Source organism: uncultured Mobiluncus sp., assembly GCF_902488535.1.
GTDB lineage: Bacteria > Actinomycetota > Actinomycetes > Actinomycetales > Actinomycetaceae > Mobiluncus.
In genome coordinates, this window is the sequence record NZ_CABTWO010000008.1 from 15,114 (window position 1) to 31,555 (window position 16,442).

Below are 16,442 nucleotides of genomic sequence, written 5' to 3' on the forward strand. Positions count from 1 at the left end.
CCACCGTTTTGCGGGAGGGGAACCTGCTGTGTTTTCCTGCGTCTCCGTTTCATAGCACGGCTAGGGGGAGCGATTAGAGCGGTGAGGACGTGGCTTTGTACCCGGGGCTCGGGACATGGCGAAACCCGTGAAGGGACGCAAAATAGGGCGGTGTGAGCGAGGAACGAAATATTGCTAGGATAGTTTTGGCGCGTTGTGCGCAGATTGTTTCGAAAAAGTTGGAGGCTTAACACATGCCCAAATTCGTTTACCGTTTTGCAGAAGGCAATAAGGATCAAAAGGACCTGTTGGGTGGCAAGGGTGCAAACCTGGCGGAGATGAGCAACCTCGGGTTGCCGGTACCCCCGGGATTTACGATTACTACCGATGCCTGCCGGGCTTACCTGAAGGAAGGCAAAGTCCCGGAGGAAACTACCGTGCAGGTCACCAAGGCTTTGCGTGAGGTGGAAGAAACCGTTGGCCGCGAGTTGGGTGCGGCTGAGGATCCGCTGCTGGTGTCGGTGCGTTCCGGCGCAAAGTTCTCTATGCCCGGCATGATGGAAACCGTTTTGAACGTTGGTCTGAACGACAAATCTGTGGAAGGCTTGGCCAAGATTGCCGGTAGCGACCGTTTCGCTTGGGATTCGTACCGCCGTTTGATTCAAATGTTCGGCAAAACCGTGCAGGACATTGATGGCGACCTGTTCTCTGACGCGCTGGAAAACATGAAAAAGAACCGCGGAGCTAAGGCAGACACCGATCTGAATGCCAGCGACCTGAAAGAACTCACCGCGCAGTTCAAAGAAATCGTTGAATCCCAAACCGGCAAGCCGTTCCCGCAAGATCCGCGCACACAGATGGACATGGCTATTGAAGCCGTGTTCCGCTCCTGGAACTCTGAACGCGCCCGTATCTACCGTCGCCGTGAGCGGATCCCCCACGACTTGGGCACCGCCGTCAACATTGTGACCATGGTGTTCGGCAATATGGGCAACGACTCCGGTACCGGAGTGTGCTTCACCCGTGACCCCTCCTCGGGTCGTCCAGGAGTGTATGGCGACATCCTCATGAACGCTCAGGGCGAAGACGTGGTGGCCGGTATCCGCAATACCGAAACCCTGAAAGACCTGGAGGGACACGACAAAAAGTCCTATGACGAACTGTTGGGTATCATGCGGAAGCTCGAAACCCACTACGAAGATATGTGCGATATCGAGTTCACCATCGAACGCGGCAAGTTGTGGATGCTGCAGGTGCGCGTGGGCAAACGTACTCCGGCCGCGGCTTTCCGAATCGCCACGCAGCTGGTTGACGAAGGCTTGATTACCACCGATGAAGCCCTGCTGCGGGTCACCGGCGAACAGCTGCAAAACTTGATGTTCCCGATGTTTGACATGTCCGGTAAGCCGGAGGTGTTCACCAAGGGTATGGCGGCGTCTCCCGGCGCCGCAGTGGGCAAGATTGTGTTTGATAACGATGCTGCCGAGGCCTCCGCTGATGCGGGAGTGCCGTGTATCCTGGTGCGTCGCGAGACGAACCCCGACGACCTGCGGGGCATGGTTGCGGCTGCGGGCGTTTTGACCAGCCGCGGCGGCAAGACTTCCCACGCCGCTGTGGTGGCTCGCGGTATGGGCAAGACCTGTGTGGTCGGGGCGGAAACCATCGTGGTTGACCAAGCCGCCAAGACCGCTACCGTGGGGGATACTGTCCTGCGCGAAGGAGACGAGATTTCCATTGACGGCGGTACCGGCGAGGTGTTCCTCGGCGCGGTACCGGTGCAGGATTCCCCTGTCACCACTTACCTTTCTCACGGTCTGCAGGCTGGTTTGGATGCTTCGGCCACCGAAGATGAGAAAGACTTGATTAAGGCAGTCGACCGGTTGATGACCCACGCTGATGAAGTTCGCCGCCTGGTGGTGCGCACCAACGCCGACACCCCGGCGGACACGCAGCGGGCTCTGGACTTTGGTGCGGAAGGCATCGGCTTGTGCCGTACCGAGCATATGTTCCTCGGCGATCGCCGTCCCCTGGTAGAGAAACTCATTCTCTCCCCCGAAGGGTCCGAGGAACGTCAACATGCTCTGGACGCCTTGGAGCCGCTGCAAAAGGGCGACTTTAAGGAAATGCTTAAGATTATGGACGGCAAGCATATGACCGTTCGTCTCATTGACCCGCCGCTACACGAGTTCCTGCCAGACTTGACGACTCTGGAAATTAAGAACGCGGTGGCGAAAGCTCAGGGCGGGGCGCTCTCGGAGGAAGACCAGCATATGCTGGAGGCCGTGCGCCGGATGCATGAGGAAAACCCGATGCTGGGTCTGCGCGGTGTCCGCTTGGGTATTTACCTGCCGGGGTTGTTCAAGATGCAGATGAAGGCGCTGGTTTCGGCAGCTTGCGAGCTGAAGAAGGACGGCTTGAATCCGCATCCCGAGATTATGGTTCCGCTGATTGGCTCCATTCGTGAGCTCCAGCTGGTGCGCGATGAAGCCGAAGAAATCATTGCTCAGGTTCAGGGCGAATACGGCGTGACCTTCGATGTTCCGGTGGGCTGCATGATTGAGCTGCCACGCGCCGCCATGACCGCTGACACCATCGCCAAGGAAGCCGAATTCTTTAGCTTCGGCACCAACGACCTGACCCAAACCACCTGGGGATTCAGCCGTGACGATGTGGAAGGCGTGTTCTTCCCGCAGTACGTAGAAGCCGGAATCTTCGGGGTCTCCCCGTTCGAATCTATCGACACCCACGGGGTGGGTCGTGTTGTCGCCGAAGGCGTGAAGCGCGGACGTTCCACCAAACCGAATCTGCCGATGGGTATCTGTGGTGAGCACGGTGGCGATCCGATTTCGATTCACTTCTTCCATCAGGTCGGACTGGATTACGTGTCTTGTTCGCCGTTCCGGGTGCCGGTGGCGCGTCTCGAGGCTGGTCGTGCTGCCGCGGAGCATCTGAAGTGGGACGAGTCCGCTACGCAGGGCGTCGAGTAGTCCGTAGCATCCCTTATTAAATAAACCGCATTTTTGGTGCCGGGTTCCGTCAAGGGCCCGGTACCAGCGGTTTTAGTGAGGATGGGTTTTAATAACGCAAGACAATTGTTGAAAAAAGATTTTAGCTAGGTTAGGCTTAGTTTCGTGAAATTGTGTGAATGTCCTGTTGGGGTTCCCATGATTATGGTGGATTTGGGGTGCGATACCAGATTCTGTGGGCGGATTCACGAGCTGGGTCTGCGTCCGGGGACGCGTTTCACGGTCACGCAAAAGGGTGCTTTCGGGGGTCGTGTTTTGTTCGTACGCGGAACTCGGTTGGCGGTAGACCGCGGTTTTGCCCGGTCCGCCTTGGTGCGGCCCTGTATCCAGTTTGCGCAGAAGCTCGGTTTGGACCAGGAAAAGGCCGCCCTCGAGGCCGCGTTGGCTCTCCACGACCTTTCGCCGCAGTTCGAGCCACGTTTGGCGGTCTGCGGTATCACCGCAAACTGTGAGGGCTCCCCGAAAGGTATCCCCGCGGCGGAAAACGGAGAGTAAACATCCGATGAGCTGCCCCAAATGTAATCCGCTGCCGCCCAAATCTGCTGATGGCTCAACCGCAACAGCCGCCACGCACGCACATCGTGTCTATCTGCCCAAGCGTGATACCACCAATGTGGTCTTGGTAGGAAACCCCAACGTGGGGAAATCTTCGCTATTTAACGCCCTAACCGGAATGCATCAAACGGTCGTGAATGCGCCCGGAACCACGGTGGAAGTCTTTACCGGTTTCAATAAGTCGTTGGGCGTGCGGTTCATCGACACTCCCGGAACGTACTCGCTGGTGCCCAATTCGCCTGACGAGTCCGTGGTGGTACAAACTTTGGCGGGACAGCCCGGTTCGATAACCGACATCGGACGCGACGATGGGGGAATTGACCTGGTCGTTACCCTCTTAGATGCCAGCGCGTTGTCGCGCTCCTTGTACCTGTTGGCTCAGGTAGCCCAGACCGGCCTGCCGGTTGCGGTCATCCTGACCATGCAGGACGTCGCTGCTCAGAGCGACGAGGCTATAGATGCGGATAATCTTTCCTGCCTGCTGGGAGTTCCCGTGGCGACGGTGAACCCGCGTACCGGCGAAGGCCTGCGTGACGCGACGCAGCTGATTGCGTTGGCGTTACGGAATCCGACTTACCTCAGCGGTTTGCCCTGGGATAAACACGCTCCCGGCTATAACCCGGCGGCAGTCGTGGCGGCGAAAGCCTCGCTGTCCCAGACTTCCGAGTCGGTTGAGGCCAATGCGGAAAGTGGTTTATCGGTTGCCAATCTCTCCAACCCCTGCGGCGGGACAAATTGTCAACCGTGTCAACCTTCGGGTCGCCCTCTTCCAGAGCTAATCACCAAACCGATAGAAGAAACCCAGCGGGCGGCTTTGCTGTTTGATTGGATTGAAAATATCGAATCTGGTCTGCGTCAAGAACGTATCGAGATTCCGCGGGCGACGCGTTCGGACAAAGTCGATCGAGTGCTGCTCAATCCTTTATCCGGAACGCTACTTTTCATGTTGGCTATGTACGTGGTGTTCTGGCTGGCTAATACGTTCGCCGCGATTTTCCAAGATCCTATCGAAGGAATTTTCGATGCCGTCGGCGGTTGGGACTTCACGATTCCTGCCCGACTCCTAAAGCTGCCATTTTCCTCTATCGGAGTTCCCGGACAGGACATCACGGTATTCCATGCGCCTTCTCTAGCCGATGGAGTGTTGACTTGGTTGACGTGGATGGGGTGGGATAACCCGGTTCTGCAGGGTATTTTGATAAACGGACTGTTTACCGGTGTAGGGGTTGTATTGTCTTTCGCCCCGCTGATGCTGGTTATGTTCGCCGCCATAGCGGTAATGGAAGACTCCGGCTATATGGCTCGTGTTGCTTTCCTGGGCGACCGCATGATGCGTGCCATTGGTTTAGACGGACGCGTCATTATGCCCTTCATCGTGGGCTTTGGCTGTAACCTTCCCACTTTGGCGGCGCTGCGTACCGTTCCGGATTCCCGTCAACGTATGATGGCGGTCATCCTCACCCCCTACATAACCTGTTCGGCACGCATGATTGTCTATATGTTTATCGCGCAGGTGTTCTTTGGTACTCATGCCACCGAAGTGGTGTGGTTGATGTACTTCCTTTCTATAGTCATGGTGGTCTTGGGAGGGCTGCTGCTGCGTCCGCTGTTCATGCGCGACTCTACCGGCGCGCCGCTGATGCTGGTTCTCCCCGCCTACCAGACTCCCCGAGGCATCATCTTGGCTCGTTCGGCCCTGCAGCGCACCTGGGCTTTTATCAAGGGCGCGGGCAAGGTCATCGTAGTGATGACTATCGTGATTTGGTTCCTGATGGTTACGCCCGTTACTGGCGAGGGCCGCTTCGGGGATTCCCTGCCGGCCAACGAATCTGCCTACGGAGTGGCGGCTTCGGCGATAGCCCCAGTTTTTGCTCCCGCCGGTTTTGGCGACTGGCACCTGGCAGGTTCGCTGATAACCGGATTTGTCGCGAAAGAAACTATGCTGGGCGCACTAGCGGCCACCTACACCGATGCGGATATTTCCGACCAAGACGTAGACGCCGCTCAAGACGAGGGGAATCCCACTCCGACGATGCGTGAATTGACCCGGCAAACGTTCATCGATTCCGCGGGCAGCGCGGCGGCAGCCCCCGTGGCCGCTCTGGCATTCCTGATTTTTGTTTTGACCTATACCCCCTGCCTGGCTACTGTCGCCGAACAGTGGCGTCAGCTCGGGGCGCGACGCGTCCTTGCGGCGGTAGGAGGACAACTGGTCATCGCCTGGCTGCTCGCGGTAGCAGTGTTCCAAGTTGGCCGCATTTTTGTCTGAGGTAAGCTTATGAACAGCGCTGATGGCCTTAAATCCCAAAAACAGGCTACGGGTGAAACACTGCGGTCCGCCCCCGGTGAATCTCGTGCCGCAATCTTTATTGACTCTTTGGGCCAAGGCTCCACGTTCTTAGCTGCGTTAGGACGCAGCGGTTTGAGCGTGGAACATGGACAGTTGCTCTTGGAGCATCTGCGCCGCACGGGACTGTTGGCAGACCGAAATAACTCGCTAAACGTGTCTTGTGCGCACGGGGCTTGCACGCCGGGAGACGTGTCCTCCGTGAGCGAGCAACAGAGCCTTCACTGTGTCGGCTGTCCCTTAAGTCTGATTTAAATAAGGATATCTATCCAGGTAGTAAGCATCTGGATGCAGATTTGCTTATTTGCTGAGGATGCCGGAGTGAGTTATCCACGCCGCGACTTCCGCGAAAAACTCGGCGCGTTCTAAAGGCTGGGATAGGGTCAAGTCATGCAAACCGGACATTTGGCGCAGCGTTAATCCGCCGCCTACTTGACCGTAAAGGGTAGTAATCCGTTCTTCGATGAGATTTTCGTTCAATACTGTGTCAGTGTGGCGCGCCGCCTCGCTCCAGTCCACAAGTGCAGTTTCATAGGGAGTTTCCTGCTCAGAAGTATTGCCTTTGCTCAGAATAGACTTTGACGTGATTGACCAATAAAGGCGGTGTTTTAACAGGTTCTGACGGAGAGGTGACATTCCGGCAGATTTCCGTTTCTGAGCCATGAGACGGTCAACCCGGGCAATCTCAGGATGATAAAAATCATCCGGGTCATGTGCGGCGGTCAGACACAGCACCGGCTGGTTGGAAAAACTAGCATGATCCACCAACCACTGCTGGGTGCTGAGGATGGCAGAGAGCCATCCAAATAGAATGGGCGCTCCGCTGGTAACACGCCATTGCGGATTTGTGACCCAACCGCACACCGCCGGATCGTTGCCAAAAGGCACCAAGCGCCGGGGCAGGGGAGAGCCAATAGTGGCATAGCCCACCAGAGAATCCTGGTAGACCGTAGACCCGGGGCCAAGCATCGGTATATGCAGCCCCCGCAGATATTTCGCAATGATGTTGCGTATCGTATTCCCGGCGGGAATTCCCGACACATCTTGCACCACCCAGGGAGAAATAAAGATGAGGCCGTCATAGGCATCGTGGTGCCGCGATGCCCACCCGGAAACTACAGCACCACCGTTGGAATGGGCCATCACGACTACAGGCAAATCAGGATGCTCCTGACGGGCGGTCGCGATGGCCCAATCCAACTCCCGGTCGTAGGTGGTGTAATCGTCCTCGTAACAGTTGAAGGGGATAAGGCCCGACCGACGCGGCATATTGCGACCGTAACGGTGCAGTTCAAGAGCGTAAAACGCGGCACCCAAATGGGCCATCATCCGGGCCAGGTGGGCTTGATAAAAATAGTCATTCCAGCCGTGAACATAGACGGCAATAAATTGCGGAGCTGAGGGTGCATCAAGCTCGTCAACAGCTTCAATTTCGCGACCCCGCAGCTCGGAAGTTAGGTAATCCTGCAGGTAATCCAGGTTTCGAGCGGGTGAATCGTCCCACTGTGCCGCCGCGTCAGAATGATTGGGGTAGCTCCCGGCACGCTGCTGCGGGCTAGCTGAGGGCGAAAGAACCCTGAAACTACCTTGATTGGGACCCCCACCTGGTTTCACGTTAACCGGAACTACACGGTCGGGCAACTGTGATTTTGGATCCTCTGCGGGAGTGTAGCGCACCAAGGTGGCAGAGCGCGGGGAAATCTGATCAGGTTCTAACTGGAGTTTAGCGGCGCCGAATCCGGGTCCCAGTACGTCAGGCAGGTATCGCATTCTCAAATTCTAACGCCACCGGTGTGACGCGGCGCGAGAATGGCTGATTTCTCAAGGCTGTGGCGCTAACGCATCGGGTCCGAAGCATTAGCTGACAGGGCGCTGAGCCAGCCCATCGCTAGCCAGAGGAGTGACCTAAGCGGCGAGGAACTCACCAATAGCCTGGCCGACAGGTTCGTTTTCAATCAAGAAACCATCATGGCCGGAATCGGAATGAATGATGACCGCTTGGCTGCGACGGGTCAGACGCGCTAGCTGTTGCGTTTGGGACGGGTAAAACAGCCGGTCAGAGTCCACTCCCAAGGCCAGGACGCGAGCCTGCACTCGAGAGAGCGCGACTTCTAAACCGCCTCGGCCTCGCCCCACGTCGTGAGTCAGCATCGAGCGAGTCAGCGCCAGGTAGGACCCAGCATCAAAGCGTTTCGCCAACTTCACCCCGTGATAGTCCAGGTAAGACTGCACTGCCAAACGGCCTCCCGAGAGCGGATCCTCACGATAACCCGGATCGCGCCCGAACCGCTCCTGCAGTTCCTTGGGTGAACGGTAGGTAGTGTGCGCCACCTCCCGCGCCAAAGCTAACCCACGGAATGGCCCCTGACCAGGGGGATTATCGTAATAGTCGCCGTTGCGAAAATTCGTGTCCAGTTCCAGCACGTGCATCTGCACATGGCACCAAGCAGCCTGTTCGGCGGTGGTGGCGCAGCCGGTAGCCACCGCCACCAGCCGCTCCACCTGTTCGGGATAAGTCACCGCCCACTCCAGTGCCCGGTGTCCCCCGTGCGAACAGCCGATGACCGCAAACCAGCGGGGAATACCGAGCTGATCCATGAGGATTTTTTCCGCCGCCACCTGGTCGCGGGTCGTCAGGAGGGGGAAACGCGACCCCCAGGCGCGCCCGTTCGGAGCCAAGCTGGCGGGACCGGTCGAACCTTGACAACCGCCTAAAACGTTGGGACAAACCACAAACCACCGATTCGTATCCACCGCGGCACCGGGCCCGACGACCTCGTTCCACCATCCTGGCGTGACGTGGCCCGGCCCGGCTTCACCGTACACATGAGAATCTCCGGTGAGGGCGTGATTGATGAGGATAGCGTTGGATTTGTCCGCATTCAAAGTGCCGAAAGTTTCAAAGGCGAGCCGGGCGCCCGGCAGGGCTGACCCGCCCTCCAACTTCAGCATTCCCAGTGCCGCAAACTGGCGGTTTCCTTTGGGGTCAGTGGGTTTCCAAGCTCCACTGACCGGTATCAACTCACTCGTTTCGGGCATCGCTATCCTTAGGCTCGACGGTTTTCAGGTTCAGGCTTCGAGTTTCGCGCGCACCGCCTTCGCGGCTCCGACCAAGTTCTCTAAGGTGGCCACCGTTTCGGGGTAGGCGCGGGTTTTCAACCCGCAGTCCGGGTTGACCCAAACTTGGTGGGGGTCCAAAGCAGCGACAGCCTTTTCCAGCAGCCCCACTTCCTCATCGAGTTTCGGTACCCGCGGCGAGTGAATATCCCAAATCCCCGGCCCCAGCCCGCGCTCGAAACCGTGCTCGTGCACTGCCGGCAAAATATCCATCTTGGAGCGGCTGGCCTCAATCGAGGTGACGTCCGCATCCAGGTGATCAATCGCGTCCACCACCACGTTGAACTCGGAATAGCACAGGTGGGTGTGGATTTGCAGCTCTTTTGGTGCCCCGCCGGTGGCCAAGCGGAAAGCTCCCACCGACCATTGCAAATAATTCTCCCGTCCGGCAGCGCGCAGCGGCAACAGCTCGCGGATGGCCGGTTCATCCACCTGCACGATTTTGATGCCAGCCGCATTGAGGTCGGCGATTTCAGCGCGCAGCGCCAACCCCAGCTGGTCCGCGACCTCCGCACGAGACTCATCGTCGCGGACGAATGACCACGCCATGATGGTGACGGGGCCGGTCAGCATCCCTTTCATCGGCTTTGCGGTGAGAGATTGGGCATAAGTCGACCACTCGACCGTCATGGGGTGGGAACGCGTGACGTCGCCCCACAGAATCGAGGGTCGAGTGCAACGCGAACCGTAGGACTGCACCCAGCCGTGTTCCGTGGTGGCGAAACCTTCTAAGTTTTCGGCGAAGAACTGCACCATGTCGTTGCGTTCAGCTTCCCCGTGTACCAGCACATCCAAACCGAGATCTTCCTGCAGCTTCACGACCCGAGCAATCTCATTGCGGATTTCCTCGTCATATTGAGCCTCGTCGATTTCGTGGCGGCGGAACGCAGCCCGTGCCTGGCGAATCTCGGTGGTTTGCGGGAAAGAACCAATCGTGGTGGTGGGCAGCAACGGCAACTGCAGAATCTCCGCTTGTGCCGCCAAACGCTGCGGATAGGGAGCACGAGTCCGATCGGCCGCCGTCACGGCCGCGGTAGCCTGACGCACCTCGGCTCGTTTCACTCCCGGATGGTTGGCGCGGGAAGCCAAGATCTCGGCATTTTCCGCCAACTCAGCGGCAATGGAACTGGGATCTGCCAAGCCGCGCGCCAAAGTCTGTACCTCGGCAATCTTTTGGTCCGCAAAAGCCAACCAGGAACGCACTTGCGGATCCAGGGACGTTTCTCTGGCCGCATCGTGGGGGACGTGCTGCAGCGAAGTCGAGGTGGACACGCTGAGGTTCGGGACGACCTGGTGAATCGTCTGTAAAGTCTCAAGAGCCTGGTGCAAGTCGGTACGCCACACGTTGCGACCCGATACGATGCCCGCCACCAGGGTTTTGTTCCCGAGAGTCTGCAGGTCCTCGCTGCTGGGTACCGGGCCGGCAACCATATCCAAACCGATGGCTTCCACATCGGTGGCGCTCAGCACGTTCAGCCCATCGAGACCCAGCGGCCCGTAGGGGGCGTTGACAAAAATTTGGGGGCGATTGGTCAGTTTGCTCAGGAATTCGTAAGTCTTACGAGCCGCCGCCAGCACTTCCTCGCGGGAAGTGGACCAGGTGTCACATACCAAAGCCGGCTCATCAAGCTGCACCCAAGTCACGCCGGCCGCCGCGAACTGGCTGAGGAAAATCTCGAATCCAGCCAACACCGCGTCCAGTCGCTGCAGGGGGTGGAAATGTGCCGGAGCATCCGCGCTGGCTTTGGCACCCAACAGATAGGTAACCGGACCGATGAGGACTGGACGTAGCGCAGGGCCCCCGGCCTTGACCTGTTCCAGCCACGGATTAGCTACGGCGGAAATCTGAGTGTAGGGGCCGATTTCAGGCACCAGGTAGTGATAATTCGTGTCGAACCACTTGGTCATTTCCAAAGCGGGTTTATCATCTACGCCCCGCGCCAAGGTGAACTCTCCGTCCACGTCCAGGGAACCGTCGGGGCGTACCAGGTTACCAAAACGCTGGGGTACGGCCCCCAGGGCACAAGTCAGCGTCAAAACCTGGTCATAGAGCACGAAGTCCGCGGGATTTGACCCCGGTTCGTTCAACCCCAAGTCTTTCAGGTGGTTGATTCGAGTCGCCAACTGTTGCTTTATCTGGGCGTCGAAAGTGGCGCGGTCGATTTTTTGAGCCCAATAGTGCTCTAGGCTCCGCTTCAATTCGCGGTTCGCGCCAATTCGGGGGTATCCCGCAACAGTCGCGGCGGGAAAAGCTTGCTTTTCAGTCATTTTCTAAAATTCCCTTCAGTAGGTTCTAATGTGTGTTTTCTTTGTTAAGTTCGGTTCGGTTGGTTTCATCGGGTTCTTCGGGCGAGGGCCTCAAGGAGAGATGCGGTGCATGGCGGCGTTCATCAGGCCGAGCAGGTCGTGTGAATCCTCCTGGTCCACGTGAGCAAAACCGCGAGAACGCAGGTGTTCCACCAGGTCCAAGACCGGCCGGGGCCGATTGAAAGTATAGAAGTGAATGCCTGGTGCGTTGGCTTCGATGAGGTCGTTGACGAAGTCCAGGGTAGCGCCCAAGCTCTCCAAGATTCTCTCTGCGGGATCGGTGATATTCGCCATGGTCTTAATCCTTTCCGGTACCGGGACCCCGGTGAGACCCTCCAACCGCTGGAGGCGGCTGACATCTGTAAACGGAATAATTCCCGGAACGATGGGTATCGTCACGCCCTGGTACGTTGCCGACTGAACCAACTCGGCATAGTCCTGGGCTCGGTAAAACACCTGAGTGATAGCAAAATCGGCGCCAGCCGCTTGCTTTTCCACCAGAGCCTGAACCGCATCCGTGCGGGTCTGGATGCTGCCTGCCGGATAGGCAGCCACCGCGATACTGACGGCTTGCGCGTCCCCGAGGTAATCGGCGGAAACCTCTCGAATCAGCTGCACGAGTTGGAATGCTCGGTCAAATTCGTCTGGTTCCGTTTTTCCCAGCTCATCCTCGGGTATATCGTCCCCGCGCAGCGCTAGGAAATCACGCACTCCCAAGTCCATCATGTCCCGGATGATTCCTACTAGGTTCGCTCGGGTCTTTCCTACGCAGGTCAGATGGGCCAAGACGGGCCGCCCCGAACGCTTTAAAGCGTGCCACAGGACAGATTGCGAAGCATCTGGTGATGTACCGCTCGTTCCAAACGTGACCGAGACGTAATCGGGACGAGAATCTAACAGCCGGTCTATGCCCGCCCATGCCTGGGAAGTCGGTCGGGCATTGCGCGGCGGATACAGCTCATACGACACCCGCAGATCACGCCCTGACCCGGCCTCGTGAGGCGCAGCGCTGTTCTCCCGAGGAGGCGACAGCGCGGGGTGCGGTGCCGCATAGAGGTCTTTGATAGTCATCAGTTTTCCTAAGTGAGTGATAGTTTTATCCGGTTACGCGGCATTCGCCTGCCGTGCCGCGGCCAGACCGCGCTCAATGTCAGCCAAAATATCCTTGGGGTCTTCAATGCCAATCGACAGCCTGACGGTGCCGGGGGTAATGCCCTGTGCCAGCAGCTCAGCTGTAGTCAGCTGGGCGTGAGTCGTTGAGGCCGGGTGAATCGCGAGGGAGCGCACGTCTCCGATATTAGCGACATTTGCCAGCAATTCCAGGGAATTGATGAATGCTTTACCGGCTTCCAGACCGCCTGCCAGGTCAAAGTTCAGCAGGGAACCGCACCCCTTCGGGGTATATTTTTGCGCCAAGGCATAGAAGGGGGAGGAGGGCAGCGATGACCACCGCACTGTCTCTACTAAGCCACCGCCGACCTGAGACTCCAGAAATTCAGCGATTCGACGAGTGTTGGCAATGTGGCGTTCCATCCGCAAGCTCAACGTATCCACTCCCAGTCCTACCGCCCATACCGCGAAAGGTGAAGCTACGAAACCGAGGTCGCGCTGGCCTTCTACCCGCGCCTTCAAAATAAACGCCAGGTTCGCGCCCAACGCCCCTTGAACACCGAAATCACGGGCATAAACAACGCCGTGATAGGAAGGGTCGGGAGTGTTAAAGCCGGGGAAACGCGGAGCCGCTTTCGCCGCGGCATAATCGAAACGGCCGGAATCAACCACGATACCGAGCATGGCTGAACCGTGCCCGCCCAGATACTTGGTGGCGGAGTGCACCACGATATCCGCCCCGAACTCGATGGGACGGCACAGGTAAGGGGTGGGAACCGTATTGTCGACAACGAGTGGAACCCCGGCTTGGTGCGCAGTTTGAGCCAAGGGCTCCAGGTCCAGCACGTCTCCCTGCGGATTAGGCACCAGCTCCCCGTAGTAAGCCGCCGTGTTCGCGTCGGTGCGGGCCGCCCACTGGCTAATGTCACGAGGATTGTCAACAAAACGTACCTCGATACCCAGGCGGTCCAAAGTGTGGCCCAACAGGTTGAACGTGCCCCCGTAAATCGAGTTTGAAGCCACCACATTTTGACCTTTCGATGCCAAAGTCAAAATAGCTAGCGTGATGGCAGCTTGCCCCGACCCGGTGGCAATCGCCCCGACCCCGCCTTCCAGTGCGGCAATCCGGGCTTCTAAAGCATCGTTGGTGGGGTTGCCCAAGCGAGAATAAATCGGCCCCAGCTCCTGCAAAGCAAAACGGGCAGCCGCCGATTCCACACTCGGGAAGTGAAACGCGTTCGTGGCATAAATCGGCACCGTTTGCGTGCCCGTGGTCGGATCGCCAGTGTAGCCGGCATGAATTTGCAGAGTATCGAAGCCCCATTCGGGGTGGTCGACCCAGTTGGGTCCAATAGTGGTTTTAGACATCGTAGTTTCCTTTGCGTGAGTTATGGCTGTACAAACTTGTCCCCAAAAGATTTTTGGCTCTGACGGGCACGCAGGAACATGGAGATACGAATGCTCAGTACCGGACGCGGCACTGGACGTTTAGAGGCTGACGTGCACGTCAGCGAGGCATTCGTTTAGTCATGCTGTGATTGTAGCAACCTCAGGACCAAAAAGCTAAACCGGTGTTTCAAGATGTGGAATCGGGCAATTCTAGTTGGCGGGAGCTTCCTGATTCGGTGGTGCGGCGCCAGCGGGAGGGGCAGTGGGAGGTTGGCTCTTTGGGTCGACGTTAGAGAAAGAGGTTTTCGCGCCGAGCAAACCGTTGATGAACATCTGTTTTGCTTGGATACTGGGACCGCCTTGAGAGTCAGGATAACCAGAGATGACCAGGGCATAAATAAACTCCTGGTTATTGCGCACGAATGTCCCGGCCAGAGAATTCGTAATTCCTAACGTGCCGGTTTTACCGCGAACCACACCCGCGGCGAGGGTTCCTTGGTAAGTGTGCTCCAAAGTGCCATCTGCCCCCGCAACGGGGACGTTGGCGGCAACAGAGTGCAGCTCGGGGTGGTCTTTACGCATTGACAACCGCACCACATCCGCAAGGACTCGGGCAGGTATCCGCGTGTTATAGGACAGCCCCGAGCAGCCTTTCAGTTCAGTTTTGCCCAAGTCCAAGCCCAACTCCCGTAGCGACTCCATAACCGCTGTTCCAGAGGCGGCAAAAGTCGGTTTTGCGTTGCGGTGCAGCGCTACCAGCCGACCGAGGTTCTCTGCCAAAGTATTATCCGAAATCTTTAACATTTGCCGCTCCACCTGGGCGAGCGGGGCTCCTTGTGCGTAGGCAATCGGGGTCGGACCGTGACTGGTGGCAACCTCTGTGTTCACTTCCGGTAGGGCAGAGAGCGGGTCGAGGAGTTCTTTCGAGGCCAGTCCCGATTTCCCCACCTCGACTTTGGCTGGTCCCGCCCCGCCTAAACGGCTCAAGGACTGGGCAAAAGCCTGGCCCGCGACCCCGGCCGCGTCCGGGTAGTATCCCTTATTAGCGTTCGGGTCAATCAGCCCGGTATCGATGGCCATGCCTTGAAGGGGACCGACCCAGCGGTCGTCCCCCTTACGCCAAAAAGGAGAGGCTGTTTCAGAGCCAAACCAGGAGGTGTCCAGCACCAACGTGTAGGGCTTGCCGTTCAGCAGGCTGCCCGCGGGGGATTTGCCTCGAGAGGCTGGTGCTTTGGGAGCAGAGGTTTTCCGTTCCTTGGTGGGGGAGGGCTGATGACTTGCGCTGGCTTGCTCAGATTCCCCTGGAGTTTGGGAAGAAAGTGCCACTATGGTGTCCGCCGCGAGAGCGTCTAGACCGGCGTAGCCTTTGATGGAACGCGGGGCGTCCGCTCCCGACCCCAGCAGCACATCCCCGCCGGCGATTAAGTATAGTTTCCGCTTATCGTTGTCCCAGGCCACGACCGTGCGGGCCCGCGCTTCCGGGCCGAATTCGTGCAACGCCGCCACCGCGGTGAGCAGTTTTGTCGTAGAAGCGGCAGTCAAGGCGCTTTGAGGTTCGTAAGAGGCCAGTTCCGCGCCGTCCCGGTCGCCTACCCAAAAGGACAGTTTCGCGTTTGCGAGGCGGTAATCAGCGGCGAACTCACGCACCAGGGCTTTATACGTATTGGCGTCGAAGTTAGTGGATTTGGCAAAAAGCGGAATTTCGGCAGGTTCGGGGCTCATGATGGGAGAGTCAGGGAAAGGAACCACTCGCGGCAGGGGTGCTTTGAAGGTCAGAAACCCCGGCACCAAGTCCGCTCCGTCAGCACCAACATAAGCGCCGCTGAGAACTATGGCACCTGCGATTATTGCTGCGTTTACGCGTCCTTTGGTGCGCACCGACCCCCCCGTCACACGGTTCTGTTATCTGGAAACAACCCTATCTAGTATAGAAGATGTCGCTTAGGGGTGCGGGTGTGGCACAATAGTTTACAGCGATGTTCACCAAAGCAGGTGACATCGGTGCAAAGCAACGCCAATCCGGAGACACCGGTGGCACAAAAAGTAAGGATGCCGAAGAAAATAATGGCTGAAGATTTTTTGACGTTCAATGTGACCATTGAGATTCCGAAGGGGAACCGAAATAAATACGAAGTCGACCACGAGACCGGTCGTATTGTTTTGGATCGAATGCTGTTTACCTCAACTCGCTATCCCGATGACTATGGTTTCATCGATGATTCCCTAGGCATGGATGGCGACCCGCTCGATGCCCTGGTTCTGCTGGAAGAACCAACGTTCCCCGGATGTGTCATCAAGTGCCGGGCGCTGGGGATGTTCCGCATGACTGACGAACACGGCGGCGACGACAAAGTCTTGTGCGTCCCCGCTACTGACCAGCGAGCCGCATGGCGTACCGAGCTGGAGGATGTTTCGGAGTTCCATCGCCTGGAAGTCCAGCACTTCTTTGAGGTTTACAAAGACCTGGAACCCGGCAAGTCCGTGGAAGGGGCTAACTGGGTCGGCCGGGAAGAGGCGGAGAAAGAAATTCACGCCTCATGGAAGCGTTTCCGTGACAAGGAAGGCCCTGACGCGCATACTTACATTCATCTGTGAACGAATGGTACTTAGAC

General features: G+C 57.8%; 11 protein-coding genes. 5 read left to right on the forward strand and 6 right to left on the reverse strand.

Features of this window, described 5'->3' with window-relative positions:
* Window positions 1–233: 233 nt before the first annotated feature.
* The 4 genes from ppdK to RDL66_RS04045 all read left to right on the forward strand — a co-directional run bounded on the left by ppdK (window position 234) and on the right by RDL66_RS04045 (window position 6,162).
* The gene (gene ppdK, locus RDL66_RS04030) at window positions 234–2,966 is read left to right on the forward strand and encodes a pyruvate, phosphate dikinase (RefSeq protein WP_308535373.1); all 2,733 of its coding nucleotides are present in this window, start codon (window positions 234–236) and stop codon (window positions 2,964–2,966) included.
* Between the two features lie 144 nt (window positions 2,967–3,110).
* Complete coding sequence (locus RDL66_RS04035; RefSeq protein ID WP_308535374.1) at window positions 3,111–3,500, forward strand: FeoA family protein; 390 nt, start codon at window positions 3,111–3,113, stop codon at window positions 3,498–3,500.
* Window positions 3,501–3,507: 7 nt separating this feature from the next.
* The gene (gene feoB, locus RDL66_RS04040; protein WP_308535376.1) at window positions 3,508–5,829 is read left to right on the forward strand and encodes a ferrous iron transport protein B; all 2,322 of its coding nucleotides are present in this window, start codon (window positions 3,508–3,510) and stop codon (window positions 5,827–5,829) included.
* 9 nt (window positions 5,830–5,838) lie between these two features.
* Window positions 5,839–6,162 (forward strand): hypothetical protein, encoded by a 324-nt coding sequence (locus tag RDL66_RS04045; RefSeq protein WP_308535377.1) that lies wholly within the window; start codon window positions 5,839–5,841, stop codon window positions 6,160–6,162.
* 45 nt (window positions 6,163–6,207) lie between these two features.
* On the opposite strand, the gene RDL66_RS04050 is transcribed toward RDL66_RS04045, so the two are convergent.
* The 6 genes from RDL66_RS04050 to RDL66_RS04075 form a co-directional block, all read right to left on the reverse strand.
* On the reverse strand, window positions 6,208–7,677 hold the full coding sequence (locus RDL66_RS04050; protein ID WP_308535379.1) for an alpha/beta fold hydrolase: 1,470 nt from the start codon (window positions 7,675–7,677) through the stop codon (window positions 6,208–6,210).
* Window positions 7,678–7,812: 135 nt separating this feature from the next.
* The gene (locus tag RDL66_RS04055; RefSeq protein WP_308535381.1) at window positions 7,813–8,946 is read right to left on the reverse strand and encodes a homoserine O-acetyltransferase; all 1,134 of its coding nucleotides are present in this window, start codon (window positions 8,944–8,946) and stop codon (window positions 7,813–7,815) included.
* 30 nt (window positions 8,947–8,976) lie between these two features.
* Window positions 8,977–11,292: a 5-methyltetrahydropteroyltriglutamate--homocysteine S-methyltransferase gene (gene metE, locus RDL66_RS04060; RefSeq protein ID WP_308535383.1), complete on the reverse strand. Its 2,316-nt coding sequence runs from the start codon at window positions 11,290–11,292 to the stop codon at window positions 8,977–8,979.
* A gap of 90 nt (window positions 11,293–11,382) precedes the next feature.
* Window positions 11,383–12,402, reverse strand: a complete 1,020-nt coding sequence (locus RDL66_RS04065; RefSeq protein ID WP_308535384.1) for a methylenetetrahydrofolate reductase — start codon at window positions 12,400–12,402, stop codon at window positions 11,383–11,385.
* A 33-nt stretch (window positions 12,403–12,435) separates the two neighbouring features.
* A complete protein-coding gene (locus RDL66_RS04070) occupies window positions 12,436–13,809 on the reverse strand; it encodes a PLP-dependent transferase (RefSeq protein WP_308535385.1) in 1,374 nt (457 codons plus the stop codon).
* 231 nt (window positions 13,810–14,040) lie between these two features.
* Window positions 14,041–15,723, reverse strand: coding sequence for a D-alanyl-D-alanine carboxypeptidase (locus tag RDL66_RS04075; RefSeq protein WP_308535386.1), 1,683 nt, complete (start codon window positions 15,721–15,723; stop codon window positions 14,041–14,043).
* 186 nt (window positions 15,724–15,909) lie between these two features.
* On the opposite strand from RDL66_RS04075, the gene RDL66_RS04080 reads away from it, so the two are divergent.
* The gene (locus tag RDL66_RS04080; RefSeq protein WP_308535437.1) at window positions 15,910–16,425 is read left to right on the forward strand and encodes an inorganic diphosphatase; all 516 of its coding nucleotides are present in this window, start codon (window positions 15,910–15,912) and stop codon (window positions 16,423–16,425) included.
* Window positions 16,426–16,442 lie beyond the last annotated feature (17 nt).